Source organism: Micromonospora sp. CNZ296 (assembly GCF_007827635.1).
This window is the reverse complement of sequence record NZ_VISW01000002.1, coordinates 360,704-380,051: the sequence shown is the minus strand read 5'-3', so window position 1 is coordinate 380,051 and position 19,348 is coordinate 360,704. Positions and strand designations below refer to the sequence as shown.

The 19,348-nt window shown below is 74.7% G+C and carries 19 protein-coding genes; 5 read left to right on the top strand and 14 right to left on the bottom strand.

The features are described from left to right. Nucleotides 1-14: 14 nt before the first annotated feature. Genes FB455_RS04510 through FB455_RS04480 form a run of 7 tightly spaced genes read right to left on the bottom strand, consistent with a single transcriptional unit; the run spans nt 15 to nt 7,757 of the window. Complete coding sequence (locus tag FB455_RS04510) at nt 15-1,607, bottom strand: amidohydrolase (RefSeq protein ID WP_145752336.1); 1,593 nt, start codon at nt 1,605-1,607, stop codon at nt 15-17. Between the two features lie 32 nt (nt 1,608-1,639). Further along, a complete protein-coding gene (gene mnhG, locus FB455_RS04505; RefSeq protein ID WP_013477152.1) occupies nt 1,640-2,038 on the bottom strand; it encodes a monovalent cation/H(+) antiporter subunit G in 399 nt (132 codons plus the stop codon). Then, nucleotides 2,035-2,298 carry a monovalent cation/H+ antiporter complex subunit F gene (locus FB455_RS04500; protein WP_013285827.1) on the bottom strand — a complete coding sequence of 88 codons (264 nt, stop codon included), beginning with the start codon at nt 2,296-2,298 and terminating at the stop codon, nt 2,035-2,037. The genes mnhG and FB455_RS04500 overlap by 4 nt, the downstream gene beginning before the upstream one ends. After that, nucleotides 2,295-2,894, bottom strand: coding sequence for a Na+/H+ antiporter subunit E (locus FB455_RS04495; protein WP_013285826.1), 600 nt, complete (start codon nt 2,892-2,894; stop codon nt 2,295-2,297). Before FB455_RS04495 ends, FB455_RS04500 begins: the two co-directional genes overlap by 4 nt. Further along, on the bottom strand, nt 2,891-4,462 hold the full coding sequence (locus tag FB455_RS04490) for a Na+/H+ antiporter subunit D (RefSeq protein ID WP_013477154.1): 1,572 nt from the start codon (nt 4,460-4,462) through the stop codon (nt 2,891-2,893). Before FB455_RS04490 ends, FB455_RS04495 begins: the two co-directional genes overlap by 4 nt. Further along, a complete protein-coding gene (locus tag FB455_RS04485) occupies nt 4,459-4,926 on the bottom strand; it encodes a Na(+)/H(+) antiporter subunit C (RefSeq protein WP_013285824.1) in 468 nt (155 codons plus the stop codon). Before FB455_RS04485 ends, FB455_RS04490 begins: the two co-directional genes overlap by 4 nt. After that, nucleotides 4,923-7,757, bottom strand: coding sequence for a Na+/H+ antiporter subunit A (locus tag FB455_RS04480; protein ID WP_013285823.1), 2,835 nt, complete (start codon nt 7,755-7,757; stop codon nt 4,923-4,925). The genes FB455_RS04485 and FB455_RS04480 overlap by 4 nt, the downstream gene beginning before the upstream one ends. Before the next feature lie 191 nt (nt 7,758-7,948). On the opposite strand from FB455_RS04480, the gene FB455_RS04475 reads away from it, so the two are divergent. Next, the gene (locus FB455_RS04475; RefSeq protein WP_114921250.1) at nt 7,949-8,899 is read left to right on the top strand and encodes a hypothetical protein; all 951 of its coding nucleotides are present in this window, start codon (nt 7,949-7,951) and stop codon (nt 8,897-8,899) included. Between the two features lie 80 nt (nt 8,900-8,979). After that, on the top strand, nt 8,980-10,206 hold the full coding sequence (locus FB455_RS04470; protein WP_013285821.1) for a PucR family transcriptional regulator: 1,227 nt from the start codon (nt 8,980-8,982) through the stop codon (nt 10,204-10,206). A gap of 42 nt (nt 10,207-10,248) precedes the next feature. On the opposite strand, the gene FB455_RS04465 is transcribed toward FB455_RS04470, so the two are convergent. Next, nucleotides 10,249-10,479, bottom strand: a complete 231-nt coding sequence (locus tag FB455_RS04465; protein WP_013285820.1) for a cation:proton antiporter regulatory subunit — start codon at nt 10,477-10,479, stop codon at nt 10,249-10,251. 451 nt (nt 10,480-10,930) lie between these two features. Here FB455_RS04465 and FB455_RS04460 point away from each other — a divergent pair, with 451 nt between their 5' ends. The 3 genes from FB455_RS04460 to FB455_RS04450 are packed head-to-tail and all read left to right on the top strand — an operon-like array spanning nt 10,931 to nt 13,080. After that, nucleotides 10,931-11,770 (top strand): rod shape-determining protein, encoded by an 840-nt coding sequence (locus FB455_RS04460; protein ID WP_013285818.1) that lies wholly within the window; start codon nt 10,931-10,933, stop codon nt 11,768-11,770. A gap of 2 nt (nt 11,771-11,772) precedes the next feature. Further along, nucleotides 11,773-12,084, top strand: coding sequence for a TraR/DksA family transcriptional regulator (locus FB455_RS04455; protein ID WP_013285817.1), 312 nt, complete (start codon nt 11,773-11,775; stop codon nt 12,082-12,084). Nucleotides 12,085-12,132: 48 nt separating this feature from the next. Then, nucleotides 12,133-13,080, top strand: coding sequence for an acyltransferase domain-containing protein (locus FB455_RS04450; RefSeq protein WP_013477157.1), 948 nt, complete (start codon nt 12,133-12,135; stop codon nt 13,078-13,080). Here the strand turns inward: FB455_RS04450 and FB455_RS04445 are convergent, their stop codons facing one another. From FB455_RS04445 to FB455_RS04420, 6 genes are all read right to left on the bottom strand, one after another. Next, the gene (locus FB455_RS04445) at nt 13,081-13,656 is read right to left on the bottom strand and encodes a P-loop NTPase family protein (RefSeq protein WP_071095465.1); all 576 of its coding nucleotides are present in this window, start codon (nt 13,654-13,656) and stop codon (nt 13,081-13,083) included. A gap of 49 nt (nt 13,657-13,705) precedes the next feature. Beyond that, nucleotides 13,706-14,929 carry a multidrug effflux MFS transporter gene (locus FB455_RS04440; protein ID WP_013477159.1) on the bottom strand — a complete coding sequence of 408 codons (1,224 nt, stop codon included), beginning with the start codon at nt 14,927-14,929 and terminating at the stop codon, nt 13,706-13,708. Between the two features lie 176 nt (nt 14,930-15,105). Then, complete coding sequence (locus tag FB455_RS04435) at nt 15,106-17,169, bottom strand: 2-oxo acid dehydrogenase subunit E2 (RefSeq protein ID WP_145752333.1); 2,064 nt, start codon at nt 17,167-17,169, stop codon at nt 15,106-15,108. Then, entirely contained in the window at nt 17,166-18,068 is a 903-nt protein-coding gene (locus tag FB455_RS04430; RefSeq protein WP_071095471.1) for a thiamine pyrophosphate-dependent dehydrogenase E1 component subunit alpha, read from the bottom strand. The genes FB455_RS04435 and FB455_RS04430 overlap by 4 nt, the downstream gene beginning before the upstream one ends. After that, nucleotides 18,065-18,304, bottom strand: a complete 240-nt coding sequence (locus FB455_RS04425) for an acyl carrier protein (RefSeq protein WP_225319539.1) — start codon at nt 18,302-18,304, stop codon at nt 18,065-18,067. The genes FB455_RS04430 and FB455_RS04425 overlap by 4 nt, the downstream gene beginning before the upstream one ends. Next, nucleotides 18,301-19,311 (bottom strand): 3-oxoacyl-[acyl-carrier-protein] synthase III C-terminal domain-containing protein, encoded by a 1,011-nt coding sequence (locus tag FB455_RS04420; protein ID WP_145752331.1) that lies wholly within the window; start codon nt 19,309-19,311, stop codon nt 18,301-18,303. Before FB455_RS04420 ends, FB455_RS04425 begins: the two co-directional genes overlap by 4 nt. Nucleotides 19,312-19,348 lie beyond the last annotated feature (37 nt).

Sequence of the window (19,348 nt, the reverse complement as noted above, 5' to 3'; positions counted from 1 at the left end):
CGGGCGGGACACGGTCAGCGCTGCCAGCGGACCACGCCACCGACCACCGTCAGTGCCACTGTCAGGTCCCGCAGCCGCGCCGGTTCGACCCGGTACGGGTCGGTGGGCAGCACGATGAAGTCGGCGAGCATGCCGGGGCGCAACCGGCCCTTCAGGTGCTCCTCGTAGGAGGCGTACGCGCCGGCCTCGGTGAAGCACCGCAGCGCCGTGTCCAGGTCGAGCCGCTCGTGCGGGTCGACGCCGCCGGGCGGGGTGCCGTCGGGCTGCTGGCGGGTCACCGCGGCGTGGATGCCGAAGAACGGGTCGGGGTCCTCCACCGGGGCGTCCGACCCGAACGCCACTGTGGCCCCGGCGTCGAGCAGGCTGCGCCAGGCGTACGAGGCCAGGCCCCGGCCGGCGAGCATCCGGGTGGTGAGCGGGATGTCGCTGGTGCAGTGGGTGGGCTGCATCGAGGCGATCACGCCGTGGCGGGCGAGCAGCGGCACGTCGTCCGGCAGCAGGTGCTGGGTGTGCTCGATCCGGTGCCGCAGCCGCGCCACCGGGCCCGGACCGGCCGACTCGCGCCAGCGCGCGTACGCCCGCAGCACCATCCGGTTCGCCGCGTCGCCGATGGCGTGCGCCGCCACCGCGATCCCGGCTCCGGCGGCGGTCGCCACCAGCCGCTCGAACTCCGCGGCCGGGGTGACGGCGATGCCGTGGTTGCCGGGCTCGCCGTCGTACGGCTCGGTCATCAGGCAGGTGTGCGAGCCGAGCGCGCCGTCGGTGAAGATCTTCACCGGGCCGGTGCTCAGCCAGCGGTCTCCGTCGCCGGTGGCCCAGCCGGCGTCGATCGCCTCGTCCAGGGCGGTGGCGGGGATCGTCTTGTGCACCCGCAGCGGCAGCTCGCCCCGGGCGTACAGCGTCTCGTAGGCGGCACGGGCGTCCTGCCCGTCGAGGTCGTGGATGCCGGTCAGGCCGGCGGCGAGCAGCCGGGGCAGGTGGACGCGGAGCTGCGCCACCAGGTCACCGGCGTGCGGGGAGCGCACCACCGCGTACGCCGCGTCGGCCGCCGCCTCGCGCAGGATGCCGGTCGGCTCGCCGTGCTCGTCCCGCGCGATCTGCCCGCCGGGCGGGTCGGGGGTGGTGGCGTCGATGCCGAGGCGGGCCAGGGCGGCGCTGTTCACCCAGATGGTGTGGCCGTCGATGCTCGGCAGCGCCGCCGGCCGGTCCGGGCAGACCCGGTCCAGGTCGGTGCGGGCCGGCTGCACCGGCCGGGTCCATCTGTTGCTGTCCCACCCGCCGCCGAGCAGCCAGGCGTCCGGCGGCAGCGCGGCGGCGTGTCCCGCGATCCGGGTCAGCGCCTCGTCGAGGCTCGCCGTGCCGCGCAGGTCCACCTGGTCCAGCCCGCGCACGTAGGACGCCGCGTGGATGTGGCTGTCGATCAGGCCGGGCAGCACGGCCATCCCGCCGAGGTCGACGTGGCGCGCGCCGCCGCCGGCCCGGTCCCGGCATTCGGCGAGGTCGCCGACGGCGACGATCCGCTCGCCGCGGACCAGCATCGCCTCGGCGTACGGGCGGTCCGGGTCGAGGGTGTGGATGCGGGCGTTCTCGTAGACCGTGCCGCTCATGGGCTCCCCTGCCTCGGCGCTCGTACGGAGTGTCAGGACGTGCGGACCGGCGCCGTCTCCTCCGGCTCACCGGCCCGGTCCGCGCGGATCCGGTCGATGTGGTCGGCCAGCTCGTCGGTGATCAGCAGGTCCCGCCGGATGTCGTCGTGCGGGTACGCGGTCCGCCCGACCATGTGCGCCGCGACCGGGGCGGTGGCGAGCTGGAACAGGCCGACGAGGACCAGCGTGGTGATGTCCACCCCGGTACGCAGCCGCAGCGCGCAGCCGAGCAGCACCAGCAGCAGCCCGAGCACCTGCGGCTTGGCGGCCGCGTGCATGCGTGACAGCACGTCCGGGAAGCGGACCAGCGCGATGCCCGCGGCGAGGCAGAGCAGGGCGCCGGCGATCAGGCAGACGCTGGCGACGATGTCCAGGATCGCGTCGGCGGTCACTTCGGGCTTCTCCGGGACGCGAACCGGGCGACGCTCACCGAGCCGACGAAGCCGACGAGCGCGAGGACGACGAGGACCGGCAGCGCTGTGGCGTCCCGGCTGTAGGCCGCCTCGGTGGCGATGGCCGCGACCGCGACGGCGAGCAGCACGTCGGTGGCGACGGCCCGGTCGAGGATGGACGGCCCGCGGATGATGCGGACGAGGGTGAGTCCACCGGCCGCGACGAGCAGCGCGGTGACGATCACGGCGACGACGGTCACGTCGGTGCTCCTTCCAGTTCGACCGAACCGGCGGGTTCGGCCTCGTCGTGGCGGATCCGGTCGCGCTCCTCGGCCGAGCCGACGGCGGCGACGATGCGCGCCTCCAGCTCCAGCACGCTGCGCCGGAACCGTTCCACCTCGTCGGGGCTCCGGATGCCGATGACGTGCACGTAGAGCGTCCCGGTACTCCGGTCGGCCTCCAGGATGAGACTGCCCGGCACCAGCGACAGCGCCTCGGCGTTGAGGGTCAGGTTGAGGTCGGTGTTCACCCGCAGGCGCACCGCGATGATCGCCGAGTGCGGGTGCCCGGGCCGGACGGCCAGCCAGGCCACCTGGGCGGACGCGACCACCAGGTCGTACAGGAAGCGGACCAGGAACCGCAGCAGCGGCACCGGCCGGATCCGGCCGGCGAACGTGACAGGGGGCAGCGGGAAGACGACGAGCAGCACGGCAGCGACCACGAGTCCGCTGATCACGTTGGCCCAGCTGAACGTGCCCCACAGCAGCACCCAGACGGTGACGAGGCCGGTCACCGCTACGGCCCGGTTGCGCCAGCGGTCACGGCGGGTCAGTGGCGCTTTCGGCTGACTGGTCACGGCGGTCCCTCCGGGAACACGGCCTCGACGTACGGGGCACGGCGCAACAGGTCGTCGGCGGCGTCGGTGCTGATGTCGAACAGCGGTCCGGCCACCACCGTCAGCGCCAGGCCGAGCACTACGAGGGCGGCGGTGGACACCGTCATCAGCCGGGGCAGCACCGCCCCGGCCGGCGCCGGGCCGTCGTGCGGCTGCTCGGCGCCGTCGGTGCGGGCCGCCTGGTCGGCGTCACCGGGCTCCGGCATGTCCGCGTGCGGGGCCCGCCAGAAGGCGAGGTTCCACACCCGGGCGATGGCGTAGAGCGTGAGCAGGCTGGTGAGCAGTCCCCCGGCGACGAGCGACCAGGCCAGGAACCCGCCGTCGTCGACGCCGGCCTGCACCAGGCCGAGCTTGCCGAGGAACCCGGAGAACGGTGGTATGCCGGCCAGGTTCAGCGCGGGCACGAAGAACAGCACCGCCAGCAGTGGTGACAGCCGGGCCAGCCCGCCGAGGCGGTCCAGCGCGGTGCTGCCGCCGCGTCGTTCGACCAGGCCGGCGGCGAGGAACAGGGTGGTCTGGATGGTGATGTGGTGGACAACGTAGAAGATCGCCGCGGACAGGCCGAGCGGGGTGGTCAGCCCGACCCCGAACAGCATGTACCCGATGTGGCTGACGAGCGTGAACGACAACAGCCGTTTGATGTCCGACTGCGCCACCGCGCCGAGGATGCCCACCACCATGGTCAGCGCCGCTATCACCATGAGCAGGTCGGCGGTGCGGCCGCCGGGGAACAGCAGCGTCTCGGTGCGGATGATCGCGTACACGCCGACCTTGGTGAGCAGGCCGGCGAAGACCGCCGTCACCGGGGCGGGCGCGGTCGGGTAGCTGTCCGGCAGCCACGCGGACAGCGGGAACACCGCCGCCTTGATGCCGAACGCGAGCAGCAGCATGCCCTGGAGCACCAGGCGGATGTCGTCGGGCAGCGCGTCCAGGCGGTCGGCGAGCTGCGCCAGGTTCAGCGTGCCGGTGGCGGAGTAGACCAGGCCGATCGCCACCAGGAAGATCAGCGACGAGAGCAGGCTGACCACGACGTACGTGGTGCCGGCCCGGATCCGCGTCTCGGTGCTGCCCAGCGTCAGCAGCACGTAGCTCGCCACGAGCAGGATCTCGAAGCCGACGTAGAGGTTGAACAGGTCGCCGGAGAGGAAGGCGTTGCAGACGCCCGCGGTCAGCACCAGATAGGTCGGGTGGTAGACCGACAGCGGCGTCTCCTCGTTGCCGTCGGCCATGCCCTGCCCGATGGAGTAGACGAGCACGCACAGGGTGACCGAGGCGGACACGACGAGCATCAGCGCGGCGAGCTGGTCGGCGACGAGCACGATGCCCATCGGCGCCACCCAGCCGCCCACCTCCACCACGAGCGGGCCGTCCAGCGACGAGCGGACCAGGAGCATCGCGGCCACCGCGACGGTGGCGGTGAGCACGATGATGCTGACCCACCGCTGGGCGCGGGCCCGGCGGGCGAGCAGCAGGGTGAGGGCGGCGCCGAGCAGCGGCATCACCACCGGCAGCGGTACGAGCCAGGTCATCGGACGGCCTCCGCCTCACCGGCGGCGAGCACCCGCGCCTCGGGGCTGCCGTCGGCGGTGTCGACGCCGTCGGTGTCCGAGGTGCCCGGGCCCTCGTCCCGGTCGGCCAGCTCCATGATCCGGCGGTCCTCGACGTCGTCCTGCACCTCGTCGTGCCCGTTGAGGTGCCAGCTCCGGTAGGCCAGCGCGAGCAGGAACGCGGTCATGCCGAGCGTGATCACGATCGCGGTCAGCACCATCGCCTGCGGCAGCGGGTCGGACATGTCCTCCTCGGCGGTGGTGCCGACGATCGGCGGGCCGCCGGCCCGGCCGCCGGTGAGCAGCAGCAGGTTGGCGCCGTTGCCGAGCAGGATGACCCCCATCAGGACGCGGGTGAGGCTGCGTTCCAGCAGCAGGGTGACGCCGGTGGCGAACAGGACGCCGATGACCACGACGTAGACCAGGTTGGGGATGTTCGGGCTCACACCAGCTCCTCTTCCCGTACGCCGGCCGGTTCGGTCTCCTGTTCGTCGACCTCCTCCTGGCGGTCCATCTCGGCGCCCAGGCTGCGCAGGATGTCCAGGACGAGGCCGACCACGATGAGGTAGACGCCCACGTCGAAGAAGACCGACGTCACGAAGTGCACGTGGCCGAGCAGCGGCAGGTGGAAATCGAGCGTCGCGCTCTGCAGGAACTCGCCGCCCAGCAGCATCGCGGCCACGCCGGTGCCGACCGCCACGAACAGGCCCGCGCCGAGCACCAGGCCGGCGTCGACCGGCGCGGCGCCGTTGAGTTCGGTACGCCCACCGGCCAGGTATCGCACGGCGAGCCCCAGCCCGGCGACCAGCCCGGCGGCGAACCCGCCACCGGGGGCGTTGTGGCCGGAGAAGAGCAGGTAGATCGAGAACAGCAGGATGGCGTGGAACAGCAGACGGGTGACCACCTGGAGGATCACCGACTGCTGCCGGGAGGTCGCGCCGGTGGTGAGCCAGCGCGGGCGCGACGACTGCTGCCGGCCCGCGCCGGGGATGCCGCTGCGCAGGTCCAGCGCGCGGGAGCGGCGGAAGATCAGGCTGGCCACGCCGGTGGCGGCCACCACCAGCACGGCGATCTCGCCCATCGTGTCCCAGGCGCGGATGTCGACGAGCGTCACGTTGACGACGTTCTTGCCGCCGCCGTAGGAGACGGCCTCCTCCGGGAAGCCGACCGAGATCGGCGTGGCGGTCCGGCTGCCCGCCGCCACGTACGCCATCCCGGCGGTGACCACGCCGACGGCGACGCCGAGCGCGACCCGGAACCGCCGGGTGGCGCGGATCGGGCGGGCCGAGAACCGGCGCGGCAGGCGGCGCAGCACCAGCACGAACATCACGATCGTGACGGTCTCCACCAGGAACTGGGTGAGCGCGAGGTCGGGCGCGCCGTGCAGGATGAACATCAGCGCCGTGCCGTAGCCGGTCACGCCGACCAGGATCATCGCGGTCAGCCGGCGGCGGGCCCGCGCGGCCACCACCGCCGCGACCACGATGACCGCGCCGGCGACGGCCTGCAACGGGGTGTCCCAGAGCTGGAACCGGCGGGCCCACGGCGCGCCGGCGAGCACCGCGCCGCCGGGCAGCACGACCAGGACCAGCAGGATGACGCCGAGGTAGAAGGGCAGCGAGCCGCGCTGGGTGGCGCCGGTCAGCTCCACCGCGGCGCGGTCGACCGCGCCGGCCAGCCGGTCGTAGCCGGTGGCGCCGTCGAAGGGCAGCCGCGGCAGGTAGGGTCGGCGCCGGTGCAGCAGCAGGAACAGCCCGAGACCGGCGGTCACCGCCAGCGCCGACAGACCGAGCGCCGGGGTCAGCCCGTGCCAGAGGGCCAGGTGGTAGCCGGGGTCGGCGGTCGGGAACTGATCGGCGTACGGGGCCAGCACCCGGTCCACCGCGGGGGCGAGGACGCCGACGGCGAGGCCGGCGAGGGCGAGCACCGCCGCCGGGCCGATGAACGCCGGCTCGATCCGGTGCGGCCGGGTCTCCGCGACGCCGGGCTTGGCGGCGAACGCGCCCCAGAGGAACCGCGCGGTGTACGCGACGGTCAGCGCCGAGCCGGTCACCACTCCGGCGAGCACGACCAGTTCGGTGGTGCCGCCGTGCAGGAACGCCTCGAGCGCGGCCTCCTTGGCCACGAAGCCGATCAGCGGCGGCAGGCCCGCCATCGAGGCGGCCGCGAGTCCGGCGACCGCCGCGAGCACCGGGGCGCGCCGGCCCAGGCCGCTGAGTTCGCGCAGGTCGCGGGTGCCGGTGACGTGGTCGACGACGCCGACGACGAGGAACAGTGTGGCTTTGAACAGGGCGTGTGCCAGCAGCATCGCGGCGCCGGCCAGTGCGGTGTCGCGGGTGCCCGCGCCGAGGATCACCATGAGCAGGCCGAGCTGGCTCACAGTGCCGTACGCCAGCAGCAGCTTCAGGTCGACCTGCCGCAGCGCCGTCCACCCGCCGAGGAACAGGGTGATCAGGCCGCCGGCCAGCAGGACGCCGCGCCACACGGTGGTCTGGCCCACCGCCGGGCCCATGAGCGCGGCCAGGAAGACGCCCGCTTTGACCATGGCGGCGGCGTGCAGGTACGCGCTGACCGGGGTGGGCGCGGCCATCGCGCGCGGCAGCCAGAAGCTGAACGGGAAGATCGCCGACTTGCTGGTCACGCCGAGCAGGACGAGCACCAGCGCGACGGTGAGGTAGCCGCCCTCGGGCAGGTTCCCGGCGATCTCCGACCACCGGTACGAGCCGGCGTGCTGGCCGAGCATCACGAACCCGGCGAGCATCGCCAGGCCGCCCAGTGTGGTCACCAGCAGCGCCTGCATCGCCGCGCGGCGGCTGGCCCGTTTGGTCGGGTCGCTGCCGATCAGCAGGTACGAGAAGACGGTGGTGAGTTCCCAGAACACGTACAGCAGCAGCAGGTCGTCGGAGACGACCAGGCCGAGCATCGCGCCGGCGAACGCGACGAACACCGCGGCGAACCGGCCGAGGCCGGGGTCGTCGGAGCGGAAGTAGCGCGCGCTGTAGGCCAGCACGAGGGCGCCGACCCCACCGACGAGCAGCACCAGCAGCCAGGACAGCGTGCCCATGCGCAGCGCGAGTTCCAGGCCGAGCTGCGGCACCCAGGTGACGGTCTCGACGACGGGCCGGCCCGCACGGACCGGTTCGGTGCGGGTCACCGCCCAGATCAGGGCCGCCGCCGGGACGGCCGCCAGCAGGTAGAGAGCCCGCCGACCGAGGAGGCGTACCAGCACGGGGGCGGTCACGGCTGCGAACGCATGGACCGCCACCAGAACCAGCACACACACTCCTCAAGATCGACCTGCGGTACGTCAACCCTAACCGGCGATCCGGCGAGGCGGTATGTCGAGAGAATCACGCGAACGTGTCGTGTCGGCTCCGCTCTGTTTCGGGTAAGGAGTGAGGTTCACTCCGCCCGGTACACCGGTCGGCGTCCGGCGGTCGCCCCGATAGGGTGGTCGGCGTGCTGCCGATGCGAGCCGCCCTGGCGGGCACCACCGGGAACGCGATGCTGATGGGCCTCGCCGAGGTCAGCACGCCGGTCGGCTGGGTGCTGCTGCCCGGCCTGCTCGGCGTCTCGGCCCGGCCCCGGGTGGCGGCGCTGGTGTCGGCGTGGGCGGGCGTGCTGGTCGCGCTATCAGTCGTCGTACCGGTGATCCCCGGCCACCGCAGCGACCCGCAGGCGCTGCTCGCCTCGGCGGCCGGCCTGGCCGCGGTGCCGGTCCTGGCCTGGGCCCGCCGCCGGACGCGTACCGCGACCGTGGCGCGCGCCGCCGCGCCGCCGGACGTCGCCGTGTTCACCGTGCCGGCCGGGGCCGGGAGCGCCGCGCTGGCGATCTGCGGCACCGCCGGCGAGATCGGCGCCGCCGTCCCGGTCCGCGGCGGTGGACTGCGTGTCCTGCTCGGCACGGTCAGCGGCGCCGCGCTGGACACCCCCGCCGGACGCCGGGCGATCGAGCAGGCGTTCCGCCGGGCCGCCGCCGGACCGCGGCGCACAGTGCCGCACCTGGTCGACGCGCTCGACCGGGTGGTACGCGATCTCGCCCCGGCGGGTCACCTGCGTGCCACGATCGTGGACGTGGACCGCGCCGGGGCGGTCCGGGCGGTGCGGTGCGGATCGCCGGATCTCGTGGTCGCAGCCGGGAACCGCGCCGAACCCGCCGGGGTGCCGGACGGGCCGGCGATCGGGTCGACGGAACCGGCCGGACGCGCCACGCCCGGCCCGGTCACCGGCCGCCGGATCGCCGTCGTCGGCACCGGCTTCACCGACGCGCACGGAGAGCGCTGGTTGCGCGTACTCGATCAGGTGGCCGCAGGCGACGACCCGGCGCGGACGGCGCAGCTGCTGACCCGCGGCCCTCGCGGCGGGCGGCGGACCGGCCCGGCGCTGGTGATCGACCCGGAACCACAGTCGCGGGGATGACCGGCGGACCGGCCGGACCCGCCGCCTAGGCTGGTGCGGTGGGCCGGCGTCCGGTGCCGGCCCCGTCCGGGGAGACCGCGATGACCGACAACGTCCGCCGGCCGGCACCGGTGGCGGGCGGCGAGGACGAGCAGTGGCTGGCCGAGGTGGCCCGCGAGGCGGGTGCCGACGCGGGCGGCGTGCCGGTGGAGCTGCTCGGCGACTACCTGCGGCTGCTGACCGACGCGGCGGTGACCGGCCGCCGTCCCCGCCGAGCCGAACTCGACGCGGTCGGCGCGCTGGGCCGGCGCGCGGCCGAGCAGGGGATCTCCGCCGGCCGCGCGGTACGCCTCTACCTGTCCGCGGCGCGGCGTGTCTGGCGGCAGCTTCCCCACCTGGACCGGTCCGACGACAGCGAGGCGGTCCGCGCCGCCGCCGACGCCGTCCTGCACGTGGTCGACACCGCCGTGGCCACGCTCGCCGAGGGGTACGCGGTGGCCCGCCGGGAACTCGTCCGGCGCGAGGAGTCGCTGCGAAGGGAACTCGTCGACGACCTGCTGCGCGGCGACTCCGACCTGGGCGGGCTGGTGGAACGGGCCGAGCCGTTCGGCCTGGACCTGGCCCGGGTGCACCAGGTCGCTCTCGCCGCGCCCGGCCGGCGGCTGCCGGACACGGAGGCGGCGATCAGCGCGCTGGAGCGGGTCATCTTCGACCGGCTCGGTGACCGGGACGTGCTGGTGGCCACGAAGGAAGGGCTGCTCGTGGTGGTCGCCCCGGCGGACCCGGTCACCGCCGACCGGGGCCGCGGCGCCGGAGCGACCGGCAACCTGGGCACGCTGATGCACGGCGAGCTGGACCGGCTGGTGCGGGGCCGGCCGTGGCAGGTGGCGGTGGGCCGCCCGCACCCGGGCGTCTACGGCATCGCCCGCTCGTACGAGGAGGCCCGGGAGGCGCTCACCACGGCGCGGCGCCTGCACAGCGAGGCATCCGTGATCGATGCGCACGACCTGCTGATCTACCGGGTGCTGCTGCGCGACCAGCCCGCCATGGTCGACCTGGTACGGGCGGTGCTGACGCCGCTGGCCCAGGCGCGCGGCGGCGCCGAGCCGCTGCTGGACACGCTGAACGAGTACTTCGCCTGCGGCGAGGTGTCGACCGAGGCCGCCCGCCGGCTGCACGTGTCGGTGCGCACGGTCACCTACCGGCTGGCCCGGATCCGGGCGTTGAGCGGCTACGACCCCGCCGACGCGCGGGACCGGTTCACGCTGCACGCCGCCGTGCTCGGCGCGCGGGCGCTGGACTGGCCGCGCCGGCCGCTGCCGGCATAGCGCCGCCGCCGGTCCGGGTCCGCCGCCGGTGTGACAGGCGGCTCAGGCCGGTACGGCGACCAGCTCCGGGAAGCCGAGCAGGTTGGCCAGGGCCGACGCCTCGTCGCGGGTGAGGGTGAGCGTGACCATGCGGTCCGGGTCGTCCGGGTCGTCGTGGACGACGTCGCGCCGGCCGCCGACCTGGTAGTCGATCACGCCGATGCGGCGGCCCTCCTCCGTGGTCAGCGTGTGCCGGACCCCGATGCCGGGGAGGGTCGTACGTTCGATGATCACGGGGACCTCCTTCGGACGCGGCCGCCGTGGGGCCCGCCGGAGCCGGCCGGCGCTAGGGCGACGCGGTGGACGTTCGAGCTGAGCTCGCGTTCTCCATGTGTCAACCATAGCCACGGGGGACGGGCGGATCCGGGTTCCGGCCACCGGCAATCATTGCGCCCTTTGTTGGCCGGTGGCGTGCACTGCCGCGCGTGGTGTTCCAGGCGACGCTGGAGGTCCGAGGCGGTACCCGAGCAGCGAGGAGGTGGTGAGCATGACCCGCACGTCGATGGCTCCGCCACCGGTGTCCGCCGGACTCCTCGCGTCCCGATCTGCGAGCGGCGACCAGAAGCGCGTCTGAGCCCCCGGCCGCCGGCGTCGTCGAGTGAATCCGACGCCCGCGGCCCCGGCCACGCCCCTTCCCCGCACCGTCCACCGCCCGGTTGGGCACCCTGATCCGAGAGAGGTCGGTATGCCGCACCTTGTCACAGCCATTCGCCCTCCGGCCCGTACCGGCATGCTGATCGGCCGCTCCCACGGCAGCCGCCCGCCGGTCACAGTCGACGCGGCGCCGATCGCCGTGGACCTCGGCAGCAGCCTGCTGCGGATCTGGCTGGGACCGGGCCGGACGCTGAGCGTCCCGCTCGGTCACGGCCTGCGCAGCCCGGTCGTCCGGCGCGGCCGGATCGTCGACGGTCCGGCCTGCGTCTCCGAGCTGCGCCGGATCCTGCGCGACCACCGCACCCCGGTCCCGGTCGGGGCGCTCGTCGTGGCCTGCCGTCCGGTGCTCGCCGCGCCGGCCGAGCAGGAGGCGACGCGCCGCGTGCTCACCGCCGTGCTCGCGCCGTCCCGGCTGCTGTTCCTCGACAGCGTCCGGGCGGGCGCCATCGGCGCCGGCGCCGCCGCCGGCACCCTGCTGGTCGCCGACATCGGCGCCCAGCTCACCGAGGTGGCGCTGCTGGAGGACGGCCGGGTGGTCGCCGCCCGCCGGGCCGAGGTCGGCACCCGGGACCTCAACCACGCGACGACCGCCGCCATGCTCGCCGACACCACCTCCCGGCTGGTACGCGAGCTGCGTCAGGACGCGACACTGCGGCCTCTGGTCCGCGACGCGCTGGCCCGTGGCCCGATCGTCATCGGTGACGGCGCCACCCGGCCCGACGTGACCGCCCGCCTGGTCGCCACGCTCGGCGCGACGGTGCACCGCGCCGCGTCACCCCGTACCGCCGCGCTGACCGGCGCCGGTATGGCCGCCATCTCGGCCCTGCGACACCCGCACGACACCCAGCGCCGCCCGGAAAGGAGCGCCTGATCATGACGCACGCCCTCGACCGCACCGACACGTTGCGCGAACTGCTGGACCGGCAGTTCGGCGAGTACACCGACCAGCTCACCGAGCTGACGCTGCACACGCGGCAGCCCGACTACGGCGGCCACGACCCGGACACGCTGCGCCGGCTGATCGAGACCGCCCGGCAGGGCGTCGCGGACACCGCCCAGGCGCTGAAGCGGATGTCCGAGGGCACGTACGGCGTCTGCGAGCGGTGCGGGCAGGACATCCCGACCGCCCGCCTGGAGATCCTGCCCTCGGCCCGCTTCTGCGTGCCGTGCCAGCAACGCCGCTGAGCACGCACGGGGCTGTCGGGGCAGGCGCCGGCCGGTAGCGTCACCGCCATGGATGTCGATGACGTCGCCGGCCGGCTCGGCGTGCCCGCCGAGGAGGTCGACCGGGTTCACCGGCTCGCCGGTGACCGGCCCTCCGCGCCGCTGCCCGACCGGGCGGACGCGCCCGCCCTGCTGGCCCGGCTCGCGGTCCGCCCCGACGACGCCGCCGAGATCCTGGCGGGCTGGCCGGAGCCCGGCTCGCCACTGTGGACCCCGGAGCTGCGCTGGCTGCTCGACCGCTCGATCGCCCTGGTCCGCGCCGACCTCGGCGGCCACGCCTGGCTACCGCCCGGCCCGGCGCTGCCCCGCGAACGGGGCCCGGCCTGGCGGCACCTCTACACGTACGCGTACCTCGCGCTGGTCGACGTCGTCCGGGCCTACCACAGCGACCACGGCGTCCCCGACGACGTGTCCTGGGCGACGCTCGCCGACCTGGGCAACAACCTCGCCGTCGACAGGCGGATGAACGGCGAGGGCTGGCCGGTCATGCAGTGCTGGCTGACACTGCACGCGCGCGGCGGCCTCTACGAGCTGGGCCGGCTCCAGCACCAGCGCGGCGACGCCGAGGCGATCGACCTGCACATCCCGGACGCCGGACCGCTGACCTCGGAGGCGGTCGACGCGTCGCTGGACCGGGCCCGCGCGTTCTTCCCGCGCCACTTCCCCGGCGAGCGCTACACCGCGTTCTCCTGCGGCTCCTGGCTGCTCGACCCGCAGTTGCGCGAGTACCTGCCGGAGGATTCCAACATCGTCCGGTTCCAGCGGCGGTTCACGCTGGAGCCCTACCAGGAACAACCCGGGCTGGACGGCGACGTCGAGGTGCTGCGGTTCGTGTTCCGCACCCTGGACACGCCGCTGGACCGGCTGCCGCGCCGTACCGTGCTCCAGCGCGCGGTCATCGACCACCTCCGGGCCGGTCGCCACTGGCAGTGGCGCCGGGGCCGCTTCCCCATGTAGTCACGTCAGCGGCCGCAGGCCGCCCCGGTCCGGACCGGGATGCGGCGGCAGCGGCGCTCCGCGGGCCAGCCAGGCGTCGAGCGCGGCCTGGTCGCCGAACAGCAGCACCGGCGGTCCGGCCGGGTCGGCCGCCCAGGCCCGCAGGCGTCGGCGTGTCCGGCCGAACCCGGTCAGGTGCCACACCAGGATCGAGTCCCGGGACAGCACGCTGCGCAGCGTCTCCCGGTTGCCGTTGCAGATCAGCTCCCCGCCGGCCAGCCGCTGCAGCGTGCGCCGCAGCAGCCGCCGGAACGAGACCCCGCGCGGAAGGTCCAGGCCGATCACCAGGTCGGCGCGGCCGAGGACCACGTCCCGCCAGCCGTGGTACGCGCCGTCGAGGATCCAGCTGTCGCGCCGGCAGATCGCCTCGATCCGGCGACGCTGCTCCGCCACCGGCACCTCGACCCAGCCGGGCTCCCACAGCAGGTCGTCGACCGGATGCCAGGGCAGGCCGAACCGCTGCGCCAGATGCGCGGCGAGCGTCGACTTGCCGGAGCCGTGGATCCCCTCGACCAGGATGCGGGCCGGGGCGGTCATGGCAGCAGCGTAGGCACCGCGCGCACCCGGTGCGATCCGGGCGGCCCGGTCAGTGCGCGACGGCGACCGCCGGCGCCGCCTCCAGTCCGGCCAGCTGGGACGGCCGCACGACCACCAGCAGCACCACCAGCGCCGCCACCATGCCGCCGGCCACCACCAGCGCCATCGCCACCGCGCCGGTGCCGAGCACGCCCACCAGCGGCGCGGCCACCGCGCCCACGCCGAACTGCACCGCACCGAGCAGCGCGGACGCGGTGCCGGCCGCCTCGCCGTGACGGGACAGCGCCAGCGCCGGGGCGTTCGGCATGGCCAGGCCCGCCGCCGCCAGCACCAGCCACAGCGACACCAGCAGGGCGGGCAGCCCACCGAAGCCGGTCGCGGCGAACACCACCAGGGCCAGCCCGGCCACCGTGCCCGCCACCAGCGAGGTCACCAGGATCCACTGCGACGGGTAGCGCCGCAGCAGCCGCACGTTGTACTGGGTGGCGCCGATCAGGCCGATCGCGCCCGCGCCGAACGCCAGGCCGAACTCCTGCTCGTCGAGCCCGTACCCGTCCTGCAGCACGAACGACGAGCCCGCGACGTACGCGAACAGCGCGGCCATCGCGAGCCCGGCGACCAGGACGAGGCCGACGAAGACCCGGTCCCGCAGCAGCCCGCCGTACGTCATCACGGTCGCGACGACTCCGCCGCGCCGGCGGCGCGCGGGCGGCAGCGTCTCCGGCAGCGCGAGCGTGGCCAGCGCGACGAGCAGCACCCCGAAGACGGCCAGGACCACGAAGACACCGCGCCAGTCGGTCCACCGCAGCACGCCGCCGCCCAGCGTCGGGGCGAGGACCGGTGCCGCGCCCATCACCAGCAGCAGCCGGGACAGCATCGTGGCGAACGCCGACCCGGTGAACAGGTCACGCACCACAGCCATCGCCACCACAGCGGTCGCGGCGACACCGAGGCCCTGCACGACGCGCAGGACGCCCAGGACGGCGATGTTCGGGGCGACCACGCACAGCGCCGACGCCACGATGTGCAGCAGCAGACCGGCGATCAGCGGGCGGCGCCGCCCGACCGCGTCCGACAACGGCCCGATCAGCAACTGCCCGACGGCGAGCCCGGCGAGCGTGCCGGTGAGCGTCAACTGGACCGCCGCCGACGTGGTCGCGAAGTCGGTGACGATCGCGGGCAGCGCGGGCAGGTACATGTCGATCGTCAGCGGACCCACGGCGATCAGCGAGCCGAGGACCAGCACGAGCTTGAGCCGCCGGCTCCGGCTCATCAGGTCGCCCGGGGTGGGCGTCGGGGCGGCATCGGTCGTCTGGGGCGTCCCGGCCCGGTCGTGCGACCGGGCGCGGGAGGGTGCGGCACTCACACAGTGAGTCAAATGCGCCCCCGGTGATCACATTCCCGTCCCGGCGAGAGGTAACGCAGGTCACGCGCCCCGGGCGGGCCTCCTCACCGTTGCAGCGCGTCGCCGAGCGCGGCCAGGTACGCCCCGGCCTGCGCCCCGTTGACCAGCCGGTGGTCGTAGGCCAGGCCCAGGTCCGCCACCGTGCGCTCGCGTACCCCGCCGTCGCCGTCGAGCACGACCTCGCGGTGCACGTCCGGCACCGACAGGGCGCAGGTGACGCCGGGCGGGATGATCGGCCGGGCCACCGTGACGCCGGGTGTGTCGTTGAGCGCGACCAGGAGGTTCATGCCGGCCATGTCCTCCTCGCGGAGCCGGCCGCGCAGCGCCTTCATCCGCAGCGCGACCACGGCGTCGGCGAGGTCGCCGAGGTCCAGCCCGGCCGCGTCCCGGATCACCGGCAGGAACAGTCCGGTGCCGACGTCGACGGTGAGCCCGATCGACGGCGCTTCCGCGTCGAGGATCAGGCCGTCGTCGGTGAGCCGGGCGTAGAGAGCGGGGAACCGCTCGTGCAGCGCGGCCACGGCGGCGATGACGACCTCGGTCAGGCCGACCGCGGCACCGGTCTCGTCGGCGGCGCGGCGGGCGTACGCGAGCGCGGCCGTCACGTCGACGCGCACGGCGGTGAAGGCCACCGGGATCTCCCGGTGCGAGGTGGCCACCACGTCGGCGATGCGGCGCTGTGCGGGTGGCAGCGGCCGTCCCGGCGGCACCGGGGCGGGCACAGCCGGCAGCGGCACCGGGGCGGGCACGGCCGGCAGCGGCACCGGGGCGGGCACGGCCGGCAGCGGCACCGGGGCGGGCAGGATCCGGCCGATGGGTGCGCCCGGCGCACAGTCGGCGCCGACGGCCACGTCCTGGCGCAGCACGCCGGCCTGTGTCGCGGCCAGCTCCTCGATCGCCTTGGACGTCTCGACCGCCGCGATCGGCTCACCGGCCTCGACCGTGGCGCCGTCCGCGACCAGCCATTCCAGCAGCACGTAGCTGTCGTCGTTGGGGTTGAGCCGGGGTACGTCCACCGGGACGCCCGACGGCGCCGCCGAGGTCGGATCCGGCGGCGGCGGACCGGCAGGCGAGGAATCGGTGCGCGGCACCGAAACCGCGGCGGGCAGGCGCATGATCCGGTCCAGGATCGCCTCCGTGCCGAGCAGCACCGTCCGTTCCAGGTGCGGCGCGGACGGGATGACCCGGTCGGCGGAGCTGACCAGCTCTACCGGGCCGCGCAGCAGCGGCCAGGCCTCGGCGTGCAGGCGGGCGGCGACCTCGCTCCCCCACGTACCGCCCGCGGTGCTCTCCTCGGCGACGATCACGCCGTGCGCGCCGTCGAGCAGGTCGCGCAGGCCGTCCACGTCCACCGGGTAGAGCCGCGCCGGGACCAGCACCTCGACCGTACGTCCCCGCTCGGCGGCCCGGGTGGCGGCGGCTATCGCCCGGTCGGCGACCCCGCCCGGCGCGATGACGAGCGTGGGCGCGCCGGTGGCGTCCGGGTCATGGACGCGGGCCCAGTTGCCGTCCGCGCCGCGCAGTTCGAAGGCGAGGCGGTCGTCGACGCGGCCGTCCACGTACCGCCGCCGGGTGTAGAGGACCTTGTCCTCGAACAGCATCGCCGGTTCGTCGCGGCGCAGCGCGGCGGCCAGCACGTCGGCCGCGTCGTGCAGCGGGGACAGCTCGTACAGCGCGAGGTGCGGGATGCCGATGAAGTGCTTCTGCGGGCTCTGGCTGTGCGTCGCGCCGTAGCCCCGCCCGCCGCCGACCGGGCAGCGGATCACCACCCGCATCGGGGTGCGCTCGCCGTACATGGCGACGGACTTGGTGATCAGGTTGAGGATCGGGTCGAAGGCGAGACCGGCGAAGTCCCCGAACATGATCTCGACGATCACTGTGTCGCCGCACAACGCCAGGCCGCCCGCGACGCCGGTGATGCCGTTCTCGCTCAGCGGCGTCGACAGCACCCGGTCCGGGTAGGCGGTGGAGAGCCCCTGGGTCACCTTGAACGCCCCGCCGTACGGGTCGGCGACGTCCTCCCCCAGCAGCCAGGCCCGCTCGTCGGCGGCGAACAGCGCGTGCAGGGCCCGGTTGAGGTTGCGGCTGACCCGTTCGGCGCGCGTCACGCCGCCGCTCCGCGCGCGAGCGGCCGGGCCAGCACCTCGGCCGAGACCTCCGCGACCCGCTGCCGGGCCCGCGCGTCGGCGGCCGCGAACCGCTCCGGGTACGCCTCGGCGTACCGCTGGAGCCAGTCGAGGCGGCGCAGCCGGTCGAGTTCGCCGGCGGGCCGGGTGTCGTCGCCCTTGCTGTGCGGGCCGAGCCGGACCGTGTGCTGCACGAGCACGTGCGGCGTCCGGGTGGCGCGGACCCGCTCGACGTGCGGCGCGGCGGCGGCGCGTACCTCGGTGAGGTCGAGCGATTCGGACTCGCTGACGGTGATGCCGAACCCGGTGACCCGGCCGGCGATGGTGCCGGCGAGCTGCGCGGTGGTCGGGGTGGACTGGGCGATCCGGTTGTGCTCGACCACCACGAGCAGCGGCACCTGCCACAGCGCGGCCATGTTCAGCGCCTCGTAGACAGCGCCCTCGCCCCAGGTCCCGTCGCCGATGTACGCCACCACCATCGCGTCCTGCCCGGTGCGGTTGAGGTGCAGCCCCACGCCGACAGCGGCGGGCAGGCTCTCCCCCTGCACGCCGGTGGACAGGAACCGGTCCCGGCGCAGGTGCTGGCTGCCGCCGTACCCGTGGCACACCCCGCCCTCGCGGCCGAGCAGTTCCGCCAGCAGGCCCTCCGGGTCGCCGCAGTGCGCCAGGTAGTGCCCGTGGCCGCGGTGGTTGCTGAACACGAAGTCGCCGGTCAGCAGCGGGGCCAGCGCGACCGGGACGTACTCCTGGCCGAGGCAGGTGTGCGTGGTGCCGGCGAGGTGACCGTCGGCGTACAGGCGCAGCAGGTGCTCCTCGAAGCGGCGGATGAGCAGCCCCGCGTCGAGGTCGGCGTCGTCGAGCGGGGCCGGCGCGGCTGTCACTCCGGCACACCCCGCTGGGCGAGCAGCGCGCGCAGGTCGGCCACCGACCGCACGGTCCGGATCTCCCGGGGCGTCAGCGAGATCCGGTACGCGTCCTCGACGGCCGCGACGATCTGGAGGTGACGCAGGCTCACCCACGCGGCGCTGGTCGCGGGGCCGGTCTGCGCGTCGACCTGGTCGACGGGCAGTTCCAGCACGTCGGCGACGAGCCGCACCAGCCGGCTGGACATGCTCATACCTCGATGATCGTACAGGCCCAGTGGGTGCCCCGGCCCAACGAGATCAACGCGACCCGGTCGCCGTCGTGCAGCTCACCGGCGCCGAACAGGCGGCTCAGTCCGAACAGTTGATCCGCCGCGCCGAGATGCCCGTACTCGGCCGCCAGCTCCCGGTTGGTCCGCTCCGGCGGCACCTTGTGGGCCTCGGCGAGCGACGTCATGGCGCGTTCGTTGTCGGCGACCAGGATCAGCCGCGCCAGGTCGGCGACTGTGACGCCGGCCCGCTCGCAGGCGCGTTCGGTGACCCGCACCATCCGCTCGTCGAGGTGGCGGGCGTACTGCGCGAACTGCTCGGGGTCGTAGTCGAAGAACTCCATCACGTGCCACACGTCGCGGGCGGCGGGCGGCTCGGCGCCGGGTGCGAACGGCGCCGCCGCGCCACCGCCGTCGAGCCGGTAGAACCCGGCGTAGCGGCCGTCGGTGGCCGCCTCGGTGACCTGCCAGCGCAGCCGGGGGTGCCCGCGCCGGGCCACTGTGGCCACCGCGCCGTCGGAGAACACCATCGGCTGGGTGTCCATCCGGTTCCAGTACGCCTCGCAGGTCCGGTTCGCGGCCACCACGAGCGCGGTGGCGTACTCCGGGTGGGTGGCGAACTTGCCGGCGACGGTGTCGAGGCTGAGCACGCCGGTGGTGCACGCCTGGGTGAGCAGCACCGCTTCGGCGCCGGCCGCGCCGAGCCGGTACGCCAGGTCGGCGGCGGCGTCCCAGTAGAGGTGTTCGGTGAGGTCGGTGACGGCGAGCACCAGCAGGTCCACCTGCGCGGCGGGCAGCGTGGCGGCGTCCAGGGCGCGGCGGGCGGCCCGCTCGGCGAGGTCGGTCAGGCCGACGTCCGGCGCGGCGCGGTGCACCCGCCGGTAGCCGTACCCGAGGACGCGGGTGACGTCGTCGGTGTACTGCGCCACCACGTCGGCGACGGGCGCCGGGTCGCCGAGCGCCTCACCGAAGGACACCAGCCCGAAGCTCATGCTCGACCGTCCCGCCGCAGATCCGCCGCTGCTTACC

Coding starts and splice junctions, on each gene's coding strand:
- FB455_RS04425 (WP_225319539.1), bottom strand. CDS start 18,304: ATGAGCATGTCCAGCCGGCTGGTGCGGCTCGTCGCCGACGTGCTGGAA.
- FB455_RS04445 (WP_071095465.1), bottom strand. CDS start 13,656: ATGACCGCCCCGGCCCGCATCCTGGTCGAGGGGATCCACGGCTCCGGC.
- FB455_RS04510 (WP_145752336.1), bottom strand. CDS start 1,607: ATGAGCGGCACGGTCTACGAGAACGCCCGCATCCACACCCTCGACCCG.
- FB455_RS04420 (WP_145752331.1), bottom strand. CDS start 19,311: ATGAGCTTCGGGCTGGTGTCCTTCGGTGAGGCGCTCGGCGACCCGGCG.
- FB455_RS04460 (WP_013285818.1), top strand. CDS start 10,931: ATGCCGCACCTTGTCACAGCCATTCGCCCTCCGGCCCGTACCGGCATG.
- FB455_RS04450 (WP_013477157.1), top strand. CDS start 12,133: ATGGATGTCGATGACGTCGCCGGCCGGCTCGGCGTGCCCGCCGAGGAG.
- FB455_RS04490 (WP_013477154.1), bottom strand. CDS start 4,462: ATGACCTGGCTCGTACCGCTGCCGGTGGTGATGCCGCTGCTCGGCGCC.
- FB455_RS04475 (WP_114921250.1), top strand. CDS start 7,949: ATGCGAGCCGCCCTGGCGGGCACCACCGGGAACGCGATGCTGATGGGC.
- FB455_RS04470 (WP_013285821.1), top strand. CDS start 8,980: ATGACCGACAACGTCCGCCGGCCGGCACCGGTGGCGGGCGGCGAGGAC.
- FB455_RS04455 (WP_013285817.1), top strand. CDS start 11,773: ATGACGCACGCCCTCGACCGCACCGACACGTTGCGCGAACTGCTGGAC.
- FB455_RS04440 (WP_013477159.1), bottom strand. CDS start 14,929: ATGAGCCGGAGCCGGCGGCTCAAGCTCGTGCTGGTCCTCGGCTCGCTG.